Here is a 21,666-nt window from a genome sequence, read left to right on the forward strand (position 1 = left end):
TCTGCGGCTCAGCCCGGGATCAGGCCGTCGTCGCTGAGCATCTCCCGGACCTCGGCCAGGCTGGCGTCCGGGCCGGGCAGGATGAGTTCGGAGGGTTCCAGGGCGTCGTCCGGCAGCGGGGTGCCGAGGCGGCGGACGGAATCCAGCAGGGCCCCGAGGGTGCGCCGGAATCCGGCTTCGTCACCGCTCTCCATTTCGGCGAGCAGTTCGTCGTCCAGCTTGTTGAGCTCGATGAAGTGGGCGTCGTCCAGCTTCACCTGGCCCTCCCCCATGATCCGTACGATCACGACGGTCTCCCTTGTTCCGTTCGGGCGGGGTCGCCGCGGCGTCGCCGGACCTGCCGCGGGGGCGGTCCGGCGACGTCCGTCACTGCTTGTCGAGACGCGGGTGCTGCTGCTGCGGAGCCTGCTGGGCGGCACCGCCCTGGCCGCCCTCGAGGGCCTGCTGCTGGGCGGACGAGCCACCCGCCAGCTCGGCCTTCATCCGCTGGAGCTCCAGCTCGACGTCGCTGCCGCCGGAGAGCCGGTCCAGCTCGGCGGCGATGTCGTCCTTGGCCATGCCGGACGGATCGTCCAGCGCGCCGGAGGCCATCAGCTCGTCGATGGCACCGGCCCGGGCCTGGAGCTGCGCGGTGCGGTCCTCGGCACGCTGGATCGCCAGGCCGACATCGCCCATCTCCTCGGAGATGCCGGAGAACGCCTCGCCGATCCGGGTCTGCGCCTGGGCGGCCGTGTACGTGGCCTTGATCGTCTCCTTCTTCGTGCGGAAGGCGTCGACCTTGGCCTGGAGCCGCTGCGCGGCGAGCGTCAGCTTCTCCTCCTCGCCCTGGAGCGTCTGGTGCTGCGTCTCCAGGTCGGTGACCTGCTGCTGCAGCGCACTGCGCCGGGACAGCGCCTCGCGGGCCAGGTCCTCGCGGCCGAGCGCCAGCGCCTTGCGGCCCTGGTCCTCCAGCTTGGCGGACTGGCCCTGGAGCTGGTTGAGCTGCAGCTCCAGGCGCTTGCGGGAGGTCGCCACGTCGGCGACTCCCCGGCGTACCTTCTGCAGCAGTTCGAGCTGCTTCTGGTACGAGTAGTCGAGGGTTTCGCGCGGGTCTTCAGCCCGGTCAAGGGCCTTGTTGGCCTTCGCGCGGAAGATCATCCCCATCCGCTTCATGACACCATCGCTCATGGGCCTCGCGCGCCCCCTTCTGACCGACTTGCATCGGGCTTCGGCTCCAGCACATCTACAGACCCCACAGTACGGGCCCTGGTTCCATTACCGCACTGTTCGGGCCCGGATGCGCTCCTCCTCCAGGACGATCGGGCCGTCCGACTTCTCCAGCCCAGGGAGTAGAACGGCCCCGAGTCACCACCGCACCGACCGGTCCGTCCCGTTATGCCCCCGCGGGAGGGTCCATGCCGTTGCCGGATCGTTCCCCGTCGCCCCGTGGCCCATTCCCGGCGAGCACGTACTCTTGGTTGTTGTGTTCCGAAGCCGTTCGAAGGATGAGCAGGCCGCGGCCGCCAAGGTGACCGCGTCCCAGCCCCAGCAGCCCCGCGACCCGCAGGCCCCCAAGGGCCGCCCCACGCCCAAGCGCAGCGACTCCCAGTCGCAGCGCCGCACGCGTGCGCAGACGCCGACCAACCGCAAGGACGCCGCGAAGGCGCAGCGGGAGGCCCGCCGCGTCGACATGGCCCGCCAGCGCGAGGCGCTGGCCAACGGCGACGAGCGCTACCTACCGGTGCGCGACAAGGGACCGGTGCGTCGTTTCGCCCGGGACTACGTCGACTCCCGGTGGTGCGCGGCGGAGTTCTTCCTGCCGATCGCCGTGGTGATCCTGGTGCTGACCATGATCCGGGTGCCGCAGATCCAGAACCTCGCACTGCTGCTCTGGATGATCATCATCGTGCTGATCGTCCTGGACTCGGTGCTGATCTGGATCCGCCTGGGCAAGCGGCTGCAGGAGCGCTTCCCGAAGGAGAACCTCAAGGGCGCCCGCGCCTACGCGGTGATGCGCACGCTCCAGATGCGGCGCCTGCGCCTGCCCAAGCCGCAGGTCAAGCGGGGCCAGCGGCCCTGACGCCGCACTGAGTTCGGACGACTTCCCACGGGGGCCGGCGGTGCGCCGGCCCCCGCCCGCTCATTCCGCGTCGGCGTGCAGGCTCATCGCCTGCGGGTAGATCTCCGTGTCGTCCTCGAACAGCCGGACCTGGTCGACGCCGCCGTCGCGCAGGTCGCGCCACTGCTCGCCGATCCAGGACTCGGCGTCCCCCTGGGTCGTGAACTCCTCCGGTTCCACGGTGGGCACCGCCTCCGAACCGTCCGTCTTCTCGAACCGCCACGTCCACGCCATGTGCGCCTCCTGGAGTCCCTCCGGGTCCGCCGGGTCCGCCGATCCCCTCGCGCACGCCGGGAATCCCTGCCGTGCGCCGTGCCCGAGATCGCGCCTTCCCGCTTGATCGGAAGCCTAACGGCCCTGTCGAGGGGCGTTGGGGCGCTTCCGACGGATCGTCGCAGCGCACGGAACGGCGCGACGCCGCGGAGCTCCGCCAAAAGCGCCCCAGGCGCGTGGGGCAAGCCCAACGGCCGTGCGTGGGGGCGCCCCGCGCGCTGGTGCCGGTGGGACGCGAGAGACTTACCCGGGTGGACCTGACTCTCCTCGGCACCGGAGCCCCGCAGGGGCTGCCGCGCCCCGACTGCCCGTGCGCGGCCTGCGCGACCGCCGTCGGCGACGCGGCGCGCGCGGCGACCGCCCTGCTCCTCGACGGGGTGCTGCTCATCGACCTGACCCCCGGCCCGGCGTTCGCCGCCGCCCGGGCGGGCCGGTCCCTGGCCGGGATCCGCCAGGTCCTGCTCTCGCACCCGCACGACGGGCCGGCGCTGGAGGTGCCCGCGGGGCTGCCGCAGCCGGGCCGGGTCGCCGACGGGCGCGAGCTCGCGCTGCTGGACGGGCACCGGGTGCGGGCGGTCGCCGTCGACGTTCCCGGCACCGGCTACGAGGTCACCGGCGGCGACGGCGAGCGGCTGCTGTACCTGCCGCCGGGCGCGGCACCGGCCGGACTGGGCGAGCCGGGCGGCGCGGGCAACGGGGGCGCGGCACCGGGCGGTCCGGCACCGTACGACCTGGTGCTGTTGGACGTGCTGGCGCGGCCGGACGCGCTGGCCCGGCTGCGCGCCGGCGGCGCGGTGGACGCGGCCACCGACGTGGTCGCGGTGCACCTGGACCACTGGGTGCCGTCCGGGCCCGAGCTGCACCGCCGGCTGGCGTCGCTGGGCGCCAGGGCGGTGCCGGACGGCACTTCCCTGGTGGTCGGCGAGTACCACGCGGTGCCCGATCTGCCGCGCCGGACGCTGGTGCTGGGCGGGGCGCGCAGCGGGAAGTCGGTGGAGGCCGAACGGCGGCTGCTGGCGTTCCCCGAGGTGCTGTACGTGGCCACCGGGGGCACGCGGGACGGCGACGAGGACTGGGCGCAGCGGGTGGCGCTGCACCGCGAGCGGCGGCCGGCGGGGTGGCGGACCGCCGAGACCTGCGACCTGGTGCCGCTGCTGGCGGAGCCGGCGACCGCGCCGCCACTGCTCGTCGACTGCCTGGCGCTGTGGCTGACGCACGCCATGGACGAGGTCGGGGCGTGGGACGACGCGGCCTGGGAGGCGGGCGGCCGGCGGGCGCTGCGGGAGCGGTGCGACGCGCTGGTGGCGGCCGTACGGGAGACCCGGCGGCGGCTGGTGGCGGTGAGCAACGAGGTCGGTTCGGGGGTGGTGCCGGCGACCCCGGCGGGCCGTCGCTTCCGGGACGAACTCGGCCGGCTGAACGCCGCGTTCGGCGCCGAGTGCGAGCAGTTGTTGCTGGTGGTCGCGGGTCAGGCGCTTGCGCTGCGCGGCTGACAACGGCCCGGTGCGGCCCGTGTCCGCTTGCCCGGGGGCGCGGTGGCGGGTCCGCTGGAGACGTGACCGAACTTTCCCGTCATCGCGGACATCACCTACCTTTTCGCCACTTCCTCGTGCTCACGCCCCCGTTCCGCCGGCCCCTGCGGTGGCTGTCCCGCACCCTGGGGCGACCCCACACCGGACGTTCCGGGGCGGGCGGGCCGGGTGAGTTGAGCGCCCCGGCCGAGGCGGCCGTCCGCGGCTACCTGGCACACCGGCCGGACGCCACCGTGGTGGTGCTCGGCGAGGGCCTGGGAACCGGCTTCGGCCGGCTGGACAACGGGCGGCTGACCTGGCTGTCGGTGCTGCCGCCCGGCGACGCGGCGGCCCGCCGGCTGCTGCTGCCGGACGGCCCCCGGCGCCGCACCCTCGACCGCCCGGGAGCCGGCGCCGACTGGCCGACCCTGGTGGCCGCGCCGGAGCACGGGGTGGTGGTGGCGGTGCCGGACCCGCCCGCGGGCCTGTCCGCCGTTGCGGTGCGGGAGTTGCTGGCGGTGTGCGCGGCGCGCTTCCCCGGTGGGGCGCTCGTCCTGGACGCGCTGCCCCGGTGGCGGGCGGCGGCGGTGCTCGCGGCCCGCCGCCACCCGGCCGTCGCGGCGGTGCGCACCCGGCCCGTACCGGCGGGCGGTCCGTCGTCCGGCCGACCCCGCCCAGGATGGCGGTGGCCGTCGCGGACGGTGGTCTGCGAGGTGCGCTTCGCGGTCCGGGCGACCGTCTGACGGCCCGTCGACGGCACCGGCACCGGCCGCTGCCCCAGGTGCGCCGCGTCACCACGCGGTTGCGGGTAATCTGCGCCGAATGAGCGCCCTGAACCTCGATGACTTCGCCCAACTGATCGAGCGCCCCGACGCCGACCTGCGTCGGGCCGCCGAGGACCGACGGGCCCGCACCCCCGTGCCGCCCGGTGCCCTGGGGCGGCTGGACGAGCTGGGCGGGTGGCTGGCCGCCGTGCAGCAGCGGGTGCCGGTGCAGCCCGTGAAGCGACCGCAGGTGGTGCTGTTCGCCGGCGACCACGGCGTGGCCGAGCTGGGCGTCTCGGCCCGGCCGGCCGGCGGGACCAAGGACCTGGTGCGGGCCGTACTGGACGGCGTGAGCCCGGTGGCGGTACTGGCCCGCGACGCCGCGGTGCCGGTGCGGGTGGTCGACATGGCCCTCGACTGCGACCCGGCGGAGCTGCCCCAGGAGGTCACCCGGCACCGCGTCCGCCGGGGCTCGGGACGGATCGACGTCGAGGACGCACTGACCGCCGAGGAGGCCGAGGCGGCGTTCCGGGCCGGCATGGCGATCGCCGACGAGGAGGCGGACGCCGGCACCGACCTGGTCGTGCTGGGCGATCTGAGCGTGGGCGGCACCACCGCGGCGGGCACCCTGATCGCGGCGCTGTGCGGAACGGACGCCTCGGTCGTCACCGGGCGGGGCGGCCGGCCGATCGACGACCTGGCGTGGATGCGCAAGTGCGCGGCGATCCGGGACGCGCTGCGCCGGGCCCGGCCGGTCCTGGGCGACCAGTTGGAACTGCTGGCCACCGTCGGCGGCGCCGACCTGACCGCGGCCACCGGCTTCCTGCTCCAGAGCGCGGTGCGCCGCACCCCGGTGATCCTGGACGGCGTGGTGTCGGCGGCAGTTGCGCTGGTGGCGCAGCGGGTGGCGTTCCGGGCGCCGGACTGGTGGGTGGCCGGCCAGGCCAGCGGCGAGCCGGCACAGGCCAAGGCGCTGGACCGGATCGCGCTCAACCCTCTGCTCGATCACGGCGTCACAACGGGTGAGGGGGCCGGGGCGCTCCTGGCCCTGCCGCTGGTACGGGCCGCCGCCGCCCTGGCGGCGGAGCTTCCGGTACGCGACTGAATCCACCGGACGCGCCCGCGCAGCGCCCATCGGCCACCGCACCGCGTCGGCCCGGCATCGGCTCCCCGTAAGATCGCTTTTTGCACGTTTTTATCGGGAGACATCGCTGTGAATCCGGAGGAAGGGCGCCCCCCGCGACCGGCGGGCGCGGCGTGGCGCCGCGGGCACGCGGAGCGCACGCGATGAGCGCGTCCGGGGCGGGCCGCCGGCGCGGCACCGCCCTGCGGCGGGCCGCACGCGCCGAATGGGGCCCGCTCCTGCGGACCGTGTGGCCGGCCCTGGTGGCCCGCCGGCTCCGGGCGATCCCGCTGACCCTGACCGCGGTGGGCCTGACGCTGGCCTTCCACTTCGTCCAGCAACAGTCCTGGGGCTACCGAACCGTCCAGAACATCGGCTCGATACAGGCGTACGAGCACCTGTGGTTGGCGCTGCTGCGGACCCCGCTGTCGCTGTTCGTCCCGGCGCTGGACCTGCCGGTGTGGGGCGCGCTGGCGCAGGTCCTGGTCGTCTTCGGGATCGCCGAGATCTGCCTCGGCCGGTGGCAGACGCTGCTGGTCGCCTACGCGGCCACGCTCGCCGGGACGACGTACGCCCGGTTCGGCCTGTGGCTCGGCCCGGACAGCCCGATCGGGCTGACGGACGTCGACAAGTTCGTGGTCGACACCGGCCCGTCGGCGGCGGTGGTCGGCCTGGCGGTGGTCGTCTGCTGGCGCTACCGGGCCCGCTTCACCTGCGCAGCGGTGGTCGTCGCGATGGTCGTCGAGGTGGTGTTCATCAAGAACAACCTCGCCGGCAAGGAGCACGTCGCGGCGGTGCTGGTGGTGCTGGCGCTGTGCGTGGTGTGGGACTGGTGGCGGCCGCGGAAGCCGTGGGACGTCCACTACGCCCGCGGGCGGGCCGGCCCCTGAGCGGCGGGGCGGGGCGCCGCCCCGGCCGGACCCGACCGGGCCCCGGGTACCCTGCCGCGGTGAACGACACCGCCCCCGCTGCCCCCACCTCCCCTGCCTCCCCCGCCGATGCGCTCCGCTTCGCGTTCGGCACGCTGACCGTGCTGCCGGTGCGGGTGACCCGCTGGGACCGGGCCGCGGCCCGCGGCGGGATGCTGTGCGCACCGGTAGCCGGGCTGGTCGTCGGCCTGTGCGCGGCGGCGCTCGGCGGGCTGCTCCTGCTGCTCGGCGGCGGGCCGCTGCTGGCCGCGGTCGGCAGCGCCGTGGTGCCCGCGGTGCTCACCCGCGGACTGCACCTGGACGGGCTCGCGGACACCGCCGACGGCCTGGGCAGCGGCAAGCCCGCCGAGGAGGCGCTGCGCATCATGAAGCGCTCCGACATCGGACCGTTCGGCGTCGTCACGCTGCTGTTCGCGCTGCTCGCCCAAGTGGCCGCGCTCAGCAGGCTGTACACCGCGGGCTGGGCGGCCGGCGCGGTCGGCGCGGTGGTGCTGGCGGTCACGGCGCGCGCCGCGCTGACCCTGGCCTCCCGGGCGGGGGTGCCGGCGGCCCGTCCGGAGGGGCTGGGCGCGGCGGTCGCCGGGAGCGTTCCGGTGCCGGCCGCGGCGGGGTGCACGGCGTTGGTGGCGGTCGGTTGCGCGGCGGCCGGTGCCGGGGTGGGCGGCCCGTACGGGGCGCTGCACGCCGGGTTGGCCGCGCTGTTGGGCCTGGCCGGCGGAGAGTTGCTGCTGCGGCACTGCCGGCGGCGGTTCGGCGGGGTGACCGGGGACGTCTTCGGAGCGCTCGCGGAGGGCGCCGGGCTCACCGCGCTGGTACTGCTCGCGCTCGGCTGAACATCCGACGGAACCGACAACTGCGCCATTTGACGGGATAGTTGGCGCATCCGCCCGCCGTCGACCGTCGCCGCGTCAGATCCCGGCGTCGCAACCGGCCGGGCCAGGCGGCGCTCCCAAGCGTAGGCTCGGCCGCAGCAGCGCGTACGCGCGCAACGGATTCCCCGGACGGAACAGGACCTTCATCACCGTGACTGCACTGAGCCTCAGTACTTCTTCCGCCGCAACGGTGCGTGCGGATGCCGTCGTCGTCGGCGTGGCCAAGGGCGCCAAGGGCGTCGTGGTGGCCCCCGGCGCCGAGGCCGTGGACGACGCGTTCGGCGGCAAGCTCGCCGCCGTGCTGGAGACCCTCGGCGCGAGTGGTGCCGAGGGCGAGGTGACCAAGCTGCCCGCCGCCGACGGCATCAAGGCGCCGGTCGTGCTGGCGGTCGGCCTGGGCGGCGCCCCGGCCAAGGACGACTCCTACGACCACGAAGCGCTGCGCCGCGCTGCGGGCAGCGCCGCCCGCACCCTGGCCGGCGCCAAGAAGGCGGCCTTCGCGCTGCCGGTCGAGCACGCCGGAGCGGCCGCCGCGGTGAGCGAGGGCGCCCTGCTCGGCGCGTACGCCTTCACCGCGTTCCGCAGCAACGGCGCGAACGGCAAGGGCGCCAAGGCCCGGAAGGACGACGCCAAGTCGGCGCCGCTGGGCGAGGTCGTGGTCCTCGGCGGCAAGCCGCGGGACAAGGAGTTCAAGGCGGCCGCGGAGCGCGCCCAGGTGCTGGCCGCGGAGATCAACCGCGCCCGCGACCTGATCAACACGCCCTCCAACGCCCTGGACCCCAAGCAGTTCGCGGCGCACGCACAGGCGGCGGCCAAGGAGTTCGGCCTCACCGTCGAGGTGCTGGACGAGAAGGCGCTCAAGAAGGGCGGCTACGGCGGCCTGATGGGCGTCGGCCAGGGCTCGGAGGCGCCGCCGCGGCTGGTGCGGATCGCGCACACGCACGCGACCGCGGAGCGCACGCTGGCGCTGGTCGGCAAGGGCATCACCTACGACTCGGGCGGCATCTCGCTCAAGCCGGCCGGCCACAACGAGACCATGAAGTGCGACATGAGCGGTGCCGCCGCGGTGTTCGCCGCGGTGGTGGCCGCCGCCCGCCTGGACCTCCCGGTGAACGTCACCGGCTGGCTGGCGCTCGCCGAGAACATGCCGTCCGGCTCCGCCACCCGCCCCGGCGACGTCCTGACCATGTACAGCGGCAAGACCGTCGAGGTGCTGAACACCGACGCCGAGGGCCGGCTCGTGCTGGCCGACGCGCTGACCCGGGCCTCGGAGGAGACGCCGGACGCCATCGTGGACGTGGCGACGCTGACCGGCGCGATGGTGCTGGCGCTGGGCCACCGCCACTTCGGGATCATGGCCAACGACGACGCCTTCCGCACCTCGATCCACGAGATCGCCGAGGAGGTCGGCGAGGAGGCCTGGCCGATGCCGATGCCCGGCCACCTCCGCAAGGGCATGGACTCCCCGGTCGCCGACCTCGCCAACATGGGCGAGCGGATGGGCGGCGGCCTGGTCGCCGGCCTCTTCCTCAAGGAGTTCGTCGGCGAGGGCATCCCCTGGGCGCACCTGGACATCGCCGGCCCGGCCTTCCACGAGGGCGCGCCCTGGGGCTACACCCCCAAGGGCGGCACCGGCTCCGCGGTCCGCACCCTGCTGCGGCTGGCCGAGCGCACCGCCGAGGGCGACCTGGGCTGATCCGGCAGCGCGTCCGCCGGACTCGCGACGGCCCCGGGGTGCCCCCCGGGGCCGTCGGTACGCTTACCACGTCGTGTTCGCCCTCAACGAAATCCGTACGTGAGTACGCAGCAGTAACCCCCGATGGAGCGGCTGATCGGCCGTCCAGAGACCGGCCCCGCGTCCCGCCTTCGTTGAACAAGTGCGAAGATGGGTTCTCGGCAGGACAGGGCCCCCCTTACCCAGGGCCGAGTTAAAGCGGCCGAACAACAGCCGCGGTCCGGTCATCGCAGACCGGCTCCGGCGCACCCATGCATGGAGGACGTGACGTGGCGAACGACGCCAGCACCGTTTTCGACCTAGTGATCCTCGGTGGCGGTAGCGGCGGTTACGCCGCCGCCCTGCGGGGGGCGCAGCTGGGTCTCGACGTCGCCCTGATCGAGAAGGGCAAGGTCGGCGGCACCTGCCTGCACAACGGCTGCATCCCCACGAAGGCCCTGCTGCACGCCGGCGAAATTGCGGACCAGGCTCGCGAAAGCGAGCAGTTCGGTGTCAAGGCCACCTTCGAGGGCATTGACATCGAAGCGGTCCACAAGTACAAGGACGAGGTCATCTCGGGCCTGTACAAGGGCCTCCAGGGCCTGATCGCCTCCCGCAAGGTGACCTACATCGAGGGTGAGGGCCGGCTGTCCTCGCCGACCTCCGTCGCGGTCAACGGCCAGCAGGTCCAGGGCCGTCACGTCCTGCTCGCGACCGGCTCCGTTCCGAAGTCGCTGCCGGGCCTGGAGATCGACGGCAACCGCATCATCTCCTCCGACCACGCGCTCACGCTCGACCGCGTCCCGACGTCGGCGATCATCCTGGGCGGCGGCGTGATCGGCGTCGAGTTCGCCTCGGCGTGGAAGTCGTTCGGCACCGACGTCACCGTCATCGAGGGCCTCAAGCACCTCGTCCCGGTCGAGGACGAGAACAGCTCCAAGCTGCTGGAGCGGGCCTTCCGCAAGCGGGGCATCAAGTTCAACCTCGGCACCTTCTTCGACAAGGCCGAGTACACCGCCGACGGCGTCAAGGTCACCCTCGCCGACGGCAAGACCTTCGAGGCGGAGGTGCTGCTCGTCGCCATCGGCCGCGGCCCGGTCTCGGCCGGTCTCGGCTACGAAGAGCAGGGCGTCGCGATGGACCGCGGCTACGTCCTGGTCGACGAGTACATGCAGACCAACGTCCCGACCATCTCGGCCGTCGGCGACCTCGTCCCGACCCTCCAGCTCGCGCACGTCGGCTTCGCCGAGGGCATGCTGGTGGCGGAGCGGCTGGCCGGCCAGAAGGTCGTCCCGATCGACTACGACGGCGTCCCGCGCGTCACGTACTGCCACCCCGAGGTCGCTTCGGTGGGCATCACCGAGGCCAAGGCCAAGGAGCTGTACGGCGCCGACAAGGTCGTGGCTCTGAAGTACAACCTTGCGGGCAACGGCAAGAGCAAGATCCTGAAGACCTCGGGCGAGATCAAGCTCGTCCAGGTCAAGGACGGTGCCGTGGTCGGCGTCCACATGGTCGGTGACCGTATGGGCGAGCAGGTCGGCGAGGCCCAGCTGGTCTACAACTGGGAAGCCCTGCCGGCCGAGGTTGCGCAGCTCGTCCACGCGCACCCGACGCAGAACGAGGCGCTCGGCGAGGCCCACCTGGCCCTCGCCGGCAAGCCCCTCCACTCCCACGACTGACCCCAGTCCCGGGCGCGACCACATCCGTACTTGCGATAGGAGCAACTGAAACCATGGCGGTTTCCGTAACCCTGCCGGCGCTCGGCGAGAGCGTCACCGAGGGCACCGTCACCCGCTGGCTGAAGGCCGAGGGCGAGCGCATCGAGGCCGATGAGCCGCTGCTCGAGGTCTCCACCGACAAGGTTGACACCGAGATCCCCGCGCCGGCCTCCGGCGTGCTGGCCTCCATCAAGGTGGCCGAGGACGAGACCGTTGAGGTCGGCGCCGAGCTGGCCATCATCGACGACGGCACCGGTGCGCCGGCCGCCGCGCCGGCGCCGGCCGCGACCGAGGCTCCGGCCCCGGCCGCGCAGCCCGAGCCGGCTCCGGCCCCCGCGGCCGAGGCCCCCGCCGCCGCCCCCGCGGGTGGCGCCGAGGGCACCGACGTGCTCCTCCCGGCGCTCGGCGAGAGCGTCACCGAGGGCACCGTCACCCGTTGGCTGAAGGAGGTCGGCGAGGAGGTCTCCGAGGACGAGCCCCTGCTCGAGGTCTCCACCGACAAGGTTGACACCGAGATCCCCGCCCCGACCTCCGGCACCCTGCTGGAGATCCTCGTGGCCGAGGACGAGACCGCCGAGGTCGGCGCCAAGCTCGCGGTGATCGGTGCCAAGGGTGCGGCTCCGGCCGCCGCCCCGGCCCCGGCCGCCCCGGCTCCGGCCGCGGCCCCCGCCCCGGCGCCCGGGCCCACCCCGGCGCCCGCCCCGGCTCCGGCTCCGGCCGCTGCCCCGGCTCCGGCCCCCGCGCCGGCTCCGGCCCCGGTCGCCGCCCCCGTCACCCCCGCCCCGGCGGCCGGTGAGGCGGACGGCGCCTACGTCACCCCGCTGGTCCGCAAGCTCGCGGCCGAGAACGGCGTCAACCTCGCCACGGTCAAGGGCACCGGTGTCGGTGGCCGGATCCGCAAGCAGGACGTCATCGCCGCCGCCGAGGCCCTCAAGGCCGCCGTCCCGGCTCCGGCCGCGCCGGCCGCCGCCCCGGCCAAGGCCGGCGCTCCGGTCATCGAGGCGTCGCCGCTGCGCGGTCAGACCGTCAAGATGCCGCGGATGCGCAAGGTCATCGGCGACAACATGATGAAGGCCCTGCACGGCCAGGCGCAGCTGACCTCCGTGGTCGAGGTGGACATCACCGCGATCATGCGGATGCGCAACAAGGCCAAGGACGCGTTCGCGCAGCGCGAGGGCGTCAAGCTCTCCCCGATGCCGTTCTTCGTCAAGGCCGCCGTCCAGGCGCTGAAGGCCCACCCGGTCGTCAACGCCCGGATCAACGAGGACGACGGCACCATCACCTACTTCGACACCGAGAACGTCGGTATCGCGGTGGACGCCGAGAAGGGCCTGATGACCCCGGTCATCAAGGGTGCCGGTGACCTGAACATCGCCGGCATCGCCCGCAAGACGGCGGAGCTGGCGGGCAAGGTCCGGGGCAACAAGATCACCCCGGACGAGCTGTCCGGCGCGACCTTCACCATCAGCAACACCGGTTCGCGCGGCGCCCTGTTCGACACGGTCATCGTGCCGCCGAACCAGGTCGGCATCCTGGGCATCGGTGCCACCGTCAAGCGTCCGGTGGTCATCAACCACCCGGACCTCGGCGAGACCATCGCGGTGCGCGACATGACCTACCTGGCGCTCTCCTACGACCACCGTCTGGTGGACGGCGCGGACGCCGCCCGCTACCTGACCACGGTCAAGCAGATCCTGGAGGCCGCGGAGTTCGAGACCGAGATCGGTCTCTGATTCCGACTCCCGTCAGGGAAACGGTAGTTGTGCAAGGGGTCGGCCCCGGTTCGTTCCGACGAACCGGGGCCGACCCTTTTGCGTGCCCGCGTCCGGCGATAATGGCCCCCGCACCACCCGCGGCCCCACCCGCTCTGAAGGAGCACCTCATGACCCCGCCCGTCGTCCACTCGCTGCGCGAACAGATCCGCGAGCACATCCTGGAGGGGATCGTCAGCGGCCGTTGGCAGCCGGGTGAGCGGATCGTGGAGCGGCGGATCGCGGTGGAGCTGGAGGTCAGCCAGACGCCGGTGCGGGAGGCGCTGCGGGAGCTGGAGTCGCTCCAGCTGATCGAGTCGGCGCCGAACAAGGGCGTGCGGGTCCGCAACCTCACCGCGGACGACCTCAAGGAGAGCTACCCGGTCCGGGCCGGCCTGGAGCAGGTGGCCGCGGAGCTGGCGGCGGGGCGGCTGGCGGAGGACACCGCGGCACTGGAGCGCGAGGTGGCGGCCCTGCGGGAGGCGGACGCGGCGGGCGACGGCGAGGCCCAGGTGCGGCACACGGTGGCCTTCCACCGGGAGATCGTCCGGGCGGCCGGGAACGCCGTGCTGCTGCACACCTGGGAGTCGCTGGGCGTGGAGGTCTGGACGACGCTGTCGATCCGCTGGTTCAGCCCGGAGCCGCGCTCGCACGCCCAGGACCACCAGGAGCTGGTGGACGCGTTCCGACGGCGCGACCCGCGGATCGGGGCGCTGTTGAAGGCGCACGTGCTGAGCTGCGCGCCGCGCGTCTAGCCGGCCTCGGGAAATCCCGGTCGAGCGGCCCCGCCGAGCGTCGTGCGGGGCCGCTCCGCCCTGTCGGGCGGGAGCGTTTCGGGGGGCGTTGGTTCCGGGGTGTGCCGGAGGCGCTCCGGGGCGTAACGGAGGGGGGCTCCGGAGCTGGCACGCGGTGCCCTACATTGCGGCACCCCGTGCCGACCTGCGGTTTTTCCCCCGATCGACGTTGATCGATCATCGATCAGAGGGTTATCGTCGACAACTGGGGCGCGACACCCCTGCCTGCCGAATGCCTGCCGAACTCGCATTCCCACCCGTCCGGAAAGGGGCCACCCATGCCCGACCCCGTGCGCCTGCCGTACAGCCAGCTCGACCAACTCCCGGACCGCGACCCCGAGGAGACGGCCGAGTGGCGCGAGTCGCTGGACGCCGTCACCAAGGCAGCGGGCCCGCATCGCGCCGCATACCTGATGCGACGCGCCCTGGAGCACACCGCCCGCACCGAAGGCACCGACCTGCCGTCGCTGCTGGAGACGGACTACGTCAACACCATCCCGACCTCCGCCGAGCCCGCCTTCCCGGGTGACGAGGCACTGGAGGCCCGGATCACCGCCTGGAACCGCTGGAACGCGGCGGCCATGGTCACCCGCGGCTCCAAGCTGGGCCTCGGCGGCCACATCGCCACCTTCGCCTCGGCGGCCTGGCTCTACGAGACCGGCTTCCAGCACTTCTTCCGCGGCAAGGAGGGCGACGGCTCCGGCGACCAGCTCTACATCCAGGGCCACGCCTCCCCCGGCATCTACGCCCGCGCCTTCCTGGAAGGCCGGCTGACCGAGGAGCAGCTCGACCACTTCCGCCAGGAGGCCGGCGGCGAGGGCCTGCCCTCGTACCCGCACCCGCGGCGGCTGCCCTGGCTGTGGGAGTTCCCCACCGTCTCCATGGGCCTCGGCCCGCTGTCCGCGATCTACCAGGCGCGCTTCAACCGCTACCTGGAGCACCGCGACATCAAGGACACCAGCAACTCGCACGTCTGGGCCTTCCTGGGCGACGGCGAGATGGACGAGCCGGAGTCGACCGCGGCACTGGCGCTCGCCGGCCGCGAGGGCCTGGACAACCTGACCTTCGTCATCAACTGCAACCTGCAGCGCCTCGACGGTCCGGTCCGCCCGAACTTCAAGATCGTGCAGGAGCTGGAGGCCCAGTTCCGCGCCGCCGGTTGGAACGTCGTCAAGGCCCTGTGGGGCCAGGCGTGGGACGAGGTCTTCGCCCTCGACACCGACGGCGCGGTCGTCCAGCGCCTGCGCGAGACCCCGGACGCGCAGTTCCAGACGTACGCCACCCGCGACGCCGCCTACCTGCGCGAGCACTTCTTCGGCGCCGGCGACGCCCTCAAGGCGATCGCCGCGCAGCTCTCGGACGCCAAGCTGCTGGAGCTGTTCCAGACCTCCCGCGCCGGCCACGAGCCGCGCAAGGTGTACGCCGCGTACCAGGCCGCCGTCGAGCACAAGGGCGCGCCGACGGTGATCCTGGCGCAGACCGTCAAGGGCTACACCCTCGGCGCGGGCTTCGAGTCCCGCAACGCCAACCACCAGATGAAGAAGCTGACGACGGCGGAGTTCCGCACCATGCGGGACCTGCTCGAACTCCCCATCCCGGACAGCGCCCTCGAAGGCGACCTGGTGCCGTACTGGCGCCCGGCCGAGGACTCGCCGGAGATGCAGTACCTGCGCACCCGGCGCGCCGCCCTCGACGGCCCGGCCCCGGCCCGCCAGGTCGCGGCCAAGCCGCTGCCGATGCCCGCGGACAAGGTGTTCGACGCCCTGAAGAAGGGCTCGGGCAGCCAGGAGATCGCCACCACCATGGCGTTCGTCCGGCTGGTCAAGGACCTGATGCGGGACAAGGAGACCGGCAAGCGCTGGGTCCCGATCGTCCCGGACGAGGCCCGCACCTTCGGCATGGAGTCGCTCTTCCCGACGGCCGGCCTGTACTCCCCCAAGGGCGCGACCTACGACCCGGTCGACCGGGACCAGCTGCTCTGGTACAAGGAAGCCAAGAACGGCCAGATCCTCAACGAGGGCATCACCGAGGCCGGTTCGCTGGCCGACTTCACCGCCGCCGCGACGTCGTACGCGACGCACGGCGAGCCGATGATCCCGTTCTACATCTTCTATTCGATGTTCGGCTGGCAGCGGACCGCCGACCAGTTCTGGGCGCTCGCCGACCAGCTGGGCCGCGGCTTCGTGATCGGCGCCACCGCCGGCCGCACGACGATGACCGGTGAGGGCCTCCAGCACGCCGACGGCCACTCGCACCTGATCGCCTCGACCAACCCGGCGGCGCTGTCGTACGACCCGGCGTTCGCCTACGAGGTGGCGGTGATCGTCAAGGAGGGTCTGCGCCGGATGTACGGTCCGGACGCCGAGGACGTCTTCTACTACCTGACGGTCTACAACGAGACCAAGGTGCAGCCGGCGATGCCCGAGGGCGTCGAGCAGGACATCCTGAAGGGCCTCTACCGCTTCAAGGAGGCCACCGCCATCGAGGGCGCCGAGGTCCCGCGGCTCCAGCTGCTGGCCTCCGGCACCGCCATCCACTGGATCCTGGAGGCGCAGCAACTGCTGGCCGCCGACTGGGGCGTGGCGGCGGACGTGTGGTCCGCGCCGTCCTGGACGGAGCTCCGCCGGGACGCCCTGGAGTGCGACGCGGCCCGCCTGGAGGGCGAGGACCGGGTCCCCCACGTCACCCGTGCGCTGGCCGGTGCCCCCGGCCCGGTCGTCGCGGTGAGCGACTGGATGCGGGCGGTACCGGACCAGATCGCCCCGTGGGTCGAGCAGGACTGGACCTCCATCGGGACCGACGGCTTCGGCCTGTCCGACACCCGTGACGCGGCCCGCCGCCACTTCGGCGTCGACCCGCAGTCGGTGGTCGTCCAGGCGCTGGCGGCCCTCGCCCGCCGCGGGGACGTCAAGCCGGAGACGGTCAAGGAGGCCCGGGAGCGCTACGGGCTGTGACACCACCGGGCCCTCGGCGCCGCACGCGCCGTCGAGGGCCCCCGGGACGCGGGCGGCCCCGGCCGACACCGGGCGCCGCCCGCCCACGAACTCCCGTGCGGAGACCACCCACCGCGCCCGGGGTCTTCGCACGGGATCCTTCCCGTCCCGCGTCCGCGGGGCGTTGTCAGTGCCGGCACGCATGATGGATGCATGCGTGCCGCACGGCTGATCAAGATGGTGTTGCTGCTCCAGTCCCGGCCGTCGATGACGGCCGGCGAGCTGGCGCGGGAGCTGGAGGTCTCCCAGCGAACGGTCGCCCGGGACGTGCTGTCGCTGTCGGAGGCCGGCGTGCCGGTCTACGCGGACCGCGGCCGCGCCGGCGGCTACCGCCTGATCGGCGGGTACCGCACCCGGCTGACCGGGCTCGGCCGCAGCGAGGCGGAGGCGCTCTTCCTGTCCGGAGTGCCCTCCGCGCTGCGCGAGATGGGCCTGGCCGACGTCGCCTCCGCCGCCCGGCTGAAGGTCTCCGCTGCGCTGCTGCCGGAGCTGCGGGACGCCGCGTCGGGCGCCGCCCAACGCTTCCACCTGGACGCACCGCGCTGGTACCACGATCCCGAGACGCCCGCACTGCTGCCGGTGCTCGCCGACGCGGTCTGGGACGACCGGCGGCTGACGGTCCGCTACCTGCGGCGGGACCGCGAGGTGGTCCGGGAGCTGGAGCCGTACGGCCTCGTGCTGAAGGCCGGCGTCTGGTACGTGGCGGCCCGGGCGGCGCCGGAGGGGTCCGCGGCGCTACCGGCCGGTGCGCCGCCCGACGGTGCCGGGGCGCGGGCCGGATTCCGGGTCTACCGCGTCGACCGGTTCACCGCCGCGGCGCCGACCGTCCCGCCCGAGGGCCTGCCCGGCGGCCTGCCCGGCGCCGACGCGGTGCACGCCGGGCGGTTCGTCCGCGATCCGGCGTTCGACCTGCCCGCGTTCTGGGCCGAGCGGGCCGCGCAGTTCCGCCGCTCGCTGCTGCGCGAGGAGGTGGTGGTCCGGCTCTCCCCGCGCGGCGTCCGGCAGTTGCCGCACGTCACCGAGCCGACCGCGGCGCGGGAGGCCGTCGAGCGGGCGACCGCCGCGGGCGGGCCGGACGCCCAAGGGTGGTTGACGGTCACCCTGGCCGTGGAGTCCGAGGAGGTCGCCTACGCCCAGCTGCTGGGGCTCGGCCCGGAGGGCGAGGTGTGCGCACCCCCCGCCCTGCGGGAGCGGTTCGGGGCGGCCGCCCGCCGCGCCGCCGCGCTCTACGCGCCGTCGGAATCGGAAGGGGCCGCCGACTCGCGGTAGTCCTCGGGGCCCGCCTCCTTGCCGCCCATCACCACGTCCAGGAAGTAGCCGAAGCAGTCGGGCCGGGTGCCGTCCGTGTCGGTGAAGTCGTACTCCTTCGCCAGTTGGCCGCTGGAGAGCGACCGGCCGGTCCAGCGCGCCTTGTCCGGGTCGGTGGCCAGGGCCCGCACCGCGCGGCCGATCAGCGCCGGCGACTCGGCGATGGCGAAGTGCGGTTCCTGGGCGATCGCGTCGCGCCAGGTCTCCTCGGTGACGCCGAAGTGGTCCAGCATCTCCTCGGACCGCAGGAAGCCCGGGGTGAGCGAGACGGCCGTGCCGCCGTACTCCGTCAGCTCGCGGGCGAGTCCGAAGGCGATCCGGTGCGGGACGTTCTTGGTGAGGTCGAAGCAGAGGCTGTCGCGGTAGGTGCGGTTGAACTCCGCGGTGCCGTCGGTGACCTCGACGGCCAGTCCGCCGGGCCGTCGGATCAGCAGCGGCAGCGCGAAGTGGTGGGTGATGACGTGGGTGTCGATGCCGAGCCGGAACATCCGCAGTCCGCCGGCCAGGTCCAGGTCCCACACCTTGGTGTCGAACTGGATCAGCCGGTCGCCGCCCCAGATGCTGTTGACCAGGACGTCCAGCCGCCCCTGCTCCCGGTCGATGCGCTCGATCAGCGCCTTGACCTGGTCCGGTTCCAGGTGGTCGGTGGGCACCGCGATCCCGGTGCCGCCGGCGGCCGTCACCAGCTCCGCCGTCTGCTCGATGGTCTCCGAGGGCCGGCCGACCTCACTGGTGCGGTGCCGGGTCGTGCGGCCGGTGACGTAGACCACCGCGCCGGCCCGGCCCAGTTCCACCGCCATCGCCCGTCCCGCGCCCCGGGTGGCCCCGGCGACCAGCGCCACCCGGCCGGTCAGGTCGCCCGCGGGGTGCCGCCCCCCGGGTGCCGTCGCTGCCGTCCGCCGGTCCGCCGTCTTGTCCTGCGCCGTCACGTGTCACTCCTTGCTCTGCTGCCTGCTGTGCGGTCGTACAGGGCGACCCTGACAGCCAATCCCGACACCTTCTGTCGTGTTTCCATCGGCGGTTTCCGCACTTCACACGGACCCGCCGACAGTCGGCGCGCCCCCGTCCGCGGGGCCGCCCGCCGGAGCCTGCCGGCGCAGCGCCTACGGGCGCAGCGCCAGCAGGCTCCGGCCGTCCCCCAGCCGTCCGGCGACCCGTACCGGGGCCTGGGGCCCGGCCGGTACCGCCAGCGTCGCCGCCGCGGCCCCGGCCCGCACCCCGCCGGTCACGTCGATCCCGGCCACCTCGCTGCTGCCCGCCGCGAGCAGGTACCACTTCCCGGACTTCGCCTGCCAGTGGACGTCGCCGAGCACGTGCCGGCCGAACGGGCTGCACGCCGCGGTGCCGCGCGCCCGGCCGGCGGTCTTCCCGGGGTCGGCCGGCCCGGTGGCGGGCGGCAGGAACTGCACCACGGCCCGGCCCGGCCCGCGCCAGGTGTCCGCCCGGTTGCACACCCAGGTGGCGGTGCCGCCGCCCTCGGGGAGGTCCTGCTGCGCGTAGGCCCAGTTGTTGACCGCCCGCACGCCGGTGCCGCGCAGCGACCGCAGGGTGCACGCGGTGCGCGCCCAACTGTGCAGCGCGGGTGTACCGGTCGCCTCGCCCGGGCCGCCCGCGCCGGGCGACGGCAGGTACGTCAGGTGCACCGGCGCCAGGTCGCCGAGGTCGGTGACCAGGAACGAGCGCCGGTCGTCGATCCGCGGCGAGGAACGGAACTGGGTCGCCGGCCAGTGCCCGCAGGGGACACCGTCCGCGGGCGGGAGCGGGATGCGGTCGGTGACGCCGTCCGGGGCCAGGTGCAACCCGTGCGGCGGCGCCTCGGGGGCGAGCAGGTCCCGGACGGCGACGTCGGAGACCCAGGGCGCGATCAGGTACCGCAGCCAGCCGTTGCCGCGGCCGATCACCAGCCCGCCGGCGGAGGTGAGGTCGGCGGCGTCGACCCGGGCGAAGTGCAGGGTGGGCGTGGCCCCTTCGGGCTCCGCGTACCGCACCAGCCGCTCGCCGTCGTGGAGGACCACCACCATGACGTTGTCGATCAGGCCCGCGTACAGCAGCCGGGGCGGGGCGGCGGGCGGCCGGGTGGAGGTGTCCGCCGCCGCGACGATCCGGGTGCCCGGGGGCGGCGCGGCCCAGACCCGTAGCGCCCGCGCCAGCAGCTGCCGGTCGCCGGCCTGCCGGCCGCGCGGTGGCCAGGCGGTGAAGTCCACCCGGGAGGTCTCGGCCCACTGCTCGTGCGGCGTCCGCAGCAGCCGCGCGGGGTCGAGGGCCTGCTGGGCGGCGGTGGGGACGGGGCCGGTCGCCGGGGGGCCGCCGGGCAGCGCCGCCACCGCGACCGTCCCGGCCACCAGCACCGCCGCCAACACGGCCGTCGCCCGCACCCGCTGTCGACGGCGCAACAGGTCCGTCGGCCGCGCCTGGACCGTGCAGGGGTCGAACTCGCCCGAGTTCAGCAGCGCCGCGGTCCCGGCGGTCCGCCGGTCCACCTGGCCGGCCGCCCGCTGCGCCGCTTCGGGGTCCGCGACGCCGGCCCGCACCAGGACGGCGCGCGCCGCGTCCGCGTCCAGCCCCTCCAGCTGCCACAGCCCCAGGGCGGCCCGCACCGCGGCCGGGACCGCCGACAGGGCCTGGTCCAGGGCGAGTTCGTCGGCGCCCCCGGCGCGCGGGAAGAGCCGCAGCCCCCAGACGAACGGCACGGTCGGCAGCAGCACCGCGGGCCGCTGCCGCTCCTCGTAGGCCAGCGCCAGCTCCACCGTGCGCTGGCGGACCAGGTCGTAGCCGGCGCCGGGGTCCGCGCCGCGCTGGGCGGGCAGCGCGCCGGCCGGCCGGCGCGGCGCGCGCCACGGCAGCGCCCGCTGCACCAGGCCGTGCGCGGTGAGGACCTTGCGGTGCCGGCCCATCGACGGGGGCAGCACCAGATAGGCGAGGCGGACCAGCCGCGGGTAGTGCTCGACGAGGGCCGCCTCGGCGCGTTCGACCTCGGCCCGGGTTCGTTCGTCCATGGGCATGGCGGTGTGCGCCCTTCACGAAGTGGGAGTGCGGTGGGGGGACGGAGGGTGCGGATGCGGGGCGTTGCGGAGGGGCTGTGGTGGGGGTCTGCTCTGCCGTCGTTGCATGCCGCACAACGAGGGAATCCCGGCGCGGTCACCCGCCGGACCCTCGCTCCTGACGCCCCGGCGCACCGCACGGAAGGGCGCCCGGCCGGGTCCGGGGCACTCCGCGTGCGGGGCGCGGCGGCAGGACGGATGCTGGAGCGGTGATGGACGAGACGGAGTTCTGGGAGCTGGTCGACGGCTCCCGCGCGAGTGCCGCCGGCGACCCCGAGGAGCAGGCCGACGCGCTGGTCGAGCGGCTGCTCGGGCTCGATCCGGACCGCATCGTCGACTTCGCCCGCCACTTCGAGGCCCGCTACAACCGGGCGTACACCTGGGACCTGTGGGCCGCCGCCGCACTGATGCTGGACGGCGCCAGCGACGATGCCTTCGACTACTTCCGCTGCTGGCTGATCGGCCAGGGCCGGCACGTCTTCGAGGGCGCGCTGCACGACCCGGACCAGTTGGCCGGCCTCGTCGGGGACTTCGACGAGGAGACCGACGGCGACGCCGAGGAGCTGGGGTACGCCGCCGACGAGGCGTACGAGCAGCTGACCGGCGTCGTGATGCCCGACCTGGAGCTGTCCCCGGCCCCGCCGGAGCCGCTGGGCACCTATCTCGACCTCGACGACGACCCGACGCTCGCCGAGCGCCTGCCGCGCCTGTGGGACCGCTTCCGGCGCTGAGTTCCCGGGCCGCCGCGGACTCCCGCCCGGCGCACCCCGGACCCTC

Annotated in this window: 18 protein-coding genes; 13 read left to right on the forward strand and 5 right to left on the reverse strand. The window is 74.1% G+C overall.

All coding sequences use genetic code 11. The features are described 5' to 3' along the window. Nucleotides 1-8: 8 nt before the first annotated feature. Together pspAA and ABD385_RS05770 are read right to left on the reverse strand one after the other, a co-directional pair. Nucleotides 9-287: a PspA-associated protein PspAA gene (gene pspAA, locus ABD385_RS05765; RefSeq protein ID WP_016574234.1), complete on the reverse strand. Its 279-nt coding sequence runs from the start codon at nt 285-287 to the stop codon at nt 9-11. 79 nt (nt 288-366) lie between these two features. Further along, nucleotides 367-1,152, reverse strand: a complete 786-nt coding sequence (locus ABD385_RS05770; RefSeq protein ID WP_344573957.1) for a PspA/IM30 family protein — start codon at nt 1,150-1,152, stop codon at nt 367-369. A gap of 310 nt (nt 1,153-1,462) precedes the next feature. Here ABD385_RS05770 and ABD385_RS05775 point away from each other — a divergent pair, with 310 nt between their 5' ends. Beyond that, entirely contained in the window at nt 1,463-2,059 is a 597-nt protein-coding gene (locus ABD385_RS05775; RefSeq protein ID WP_344573857.1) for a DUF3043 domain-containing protein, read from the forward strand. A 60-nt stretch (nt 2,060-2,119) separates the two neighbouring features. Here the strand turns inward: ABD385_RS05775 and ABD385_RS05780 are convergent, their stop codons facing one another. Further along, entirely contained in the window at nt 2,120-2,332 is a 213-nt protein-coding gene (locus ABD385_RS05780) for a hypothetical protein (protein WP_016579044.1), read from the reverse strand. Nucleotides 2,333-2,622: 290 nt separating this feature from the next. Here ABD385_RS05780 and ABD385_RS05785 point away from each other — a divergent pair, with 290 nt between their 5' ends. The 11 genes from ABD385_RS05785 to ABD385_RS05835 all read left to right on the forward strand — a co-directional run bounded on the left by ABD385_RS05785 (nt 2,623) and on the right by ABD385_RS05835 (nt 17,809). Next, entirely contained in the window at nt 2,623-3,864 is a 1,242-nt protein-coding gene (locus tag ABD385_RS05785) for a bifunctional adenosylcobinamide kinase/adenosylcobinamide-phosphate guanylyltransferase (protein ID WP_344573858.1), read from the forward strand. 116 nt (nt 3,865-3,980) lie between these two features. Then, nucleotides 3,981-4,625, forward strand: a complete 645-nt coding sequence (locus tag ABD385_RS05790) for a class I SAM-dependent methyltransferase (protein WP_344573859.1) — start codon at nt 3,981-3,983, stop codon at nt 4,623-4,625. A 79-nt stretch (nt 4,626-4,704) separates the two neighbouring features. Continuing rightward, nucleotides 4,705-5,751, forward strand: coding sequence for a nicotinate-nucleotide--dimethylbenzimidazole phosphoribosyltransferase (gene cobT, locus ABD385_RS05795; protein WP_344573860.1), 1,047 nt, complete (start codon nt 4,705-4,707; stop codon nt 5,749-5,751). A gap of 182 nt (nt 5,752-5,933) precedes the next feature. Continuing rightward, complete coding sequence (locus tag ABD385_RS05800) at nt 5,934-6,659, forward strand: hypothetical protein (RefSeq protein ID WP_344573861.1); 726 nt, start codon at nt 5,934-5,936, stop codon at nt 6,657-6,659. Between the two features lie 59 nt (nt 6,660-6,718). After that, nucleotides 6,719-7,531, forward strand: a complete 813-nt coding sequence (locus ABD385_RS05805; protein WP_344573863.1) for an adenosylcobinamide-GDP ribazoletransferase — start codon at nt 6,719-6,721, stop codon at nt 7,529-7,531. 190 nt (nt 7,532-7,721) lie between these two features. Then, entirely contained in the window at nt 7,722-9,266 is a 1,545-nt protein-coding gene (locus tag ABD385_RS05810; RefSeq protein ID WP_344573864.1) for a leucyl aminopeptidase, read from the forward strand. A gap of 308 nt (nt 9,267-9,574) precedes the next feature. Further along, entirely contained in the window at nt 9,575-10,963 is a 1,389-nt protein-coding gene (gene lpdA / locus ABD385_RS05815; protein WP_344573865.1) for a dihydrolipoyl dehydrogenase, read from the forward strand. A 53-nt stretch (nt 10,964-11,016) separates the two neighbouring features. After that, nucleotides 11,017-12,735 carry a 2-oxoglutarate dehydrogenase, E2 component, dihydrolipoamide succinyltransferase gene (gene sucB / locus ABD385_RS05820; RefSeq protein WP_344573866.1) on the forward strand — a complete coding sequence of 573 codons (1,719 nt, stop codon included), beginning with the start codon at nt 11,017-11,019 and terminating at the stop codon, nt 12,733-12,735. A gap of 149 nt (nt 12,736-12,884) precedes the next feature. Continuing rightward, nucleotides 12,885-13,508, forward strand: coding sequence for a GntR family transcriptional regulator (locus ABD385_RS05825; RefSeq protein ID WP_221909007.1), 624 nt, complete (start codon nt 12,885-12,887; stop codon nt 13,506-13,508). Between the two features lie 317 nt (nt 13,509-13,825). Continuing rightward, complete coding sequence (gene aceE, locus ABD385_RS05830) at nt 13,826-16,501, forward strand: pyruvate dehydrogenase (acetyl-transferring), homodimeric type (RefSeq protein WP_344573867.1); 2,676 nt, start codon at nt 13,826-13,828, stop codon at nt 16,499-16,501. A gap of 192 nt (nt 16,502-16,693) precedes the next feature. Beyond that, nucleotides 16,694-17,809: a helix-turn-helix transcriptional regulator gene (locus ABD385_RS05835; protein WP_344573869.1), complete on the forward strand. Its 1,116-nt coding sequence runs from the start codon at nt 16,694-16,696 to the stop codon at nt 17,807-17,809. Here ABD385_RS05835 and ABD385_RS05840 read toward each other — a convergent pair. Next, on the reverse strand, nt 17,767-18,777 hold the full coding sequence (locus tag ABD385_RS05840) for an SDR family oxidoreductase (RefSeq protein ID WP_425585349.1): 1,011 nt from the start codon (nt 18,775-18,777) through the stop codon (nt 17,767-17,769). The two genes, ABD385_RS05835 and ABD385_RS05840, sit on opposite strands and share 43 nt — an antisense overlap. A gap of 174 nt (nt 18,778-18,951) precedes the next feature. Beyond that, nucleotides 18,952-20,844 (reverse strand): hypothetical protein, encoded by a 1,893-nt coding sequence (locus ABD385_RS05845; RefSeq protein WP_344573870.1) that lies wholly within the window; start codon nt 20,842-20,844, stop codon nt 18,952-18,954. A gap of 257 nt (nt 20,845-21,101) precedes the next feature. On the opposite strand from ABD385_RS05845, the gene ABD385_RS05850 reads away from it, so the two are divergent. After that, a complete protein-coding gene (locus tag ABD385_RS05850) occupies nt 21,102-21,620 on the forward strand; it encodes a DUF4240 domain-containing protein (RefSeq protein ID WP_344573872.1) in 519 nt (172 codons plus the stop codon). The last annotated feature ends 46 nt before the right edge of the window (nt 21,621-21,666 follow it).

It is taken from the genome of Streptomyces lunalinharesii, assembly GCF_039532155.1.
In the GTDB taxonomy this organism is placed as follows: domain Bacteria; phylum Actinomycetota; class Actinomycetes; order Streptomycetales; family Streptomycetaceae; genus Streptomyces; species Streptomyces lunalinharesii.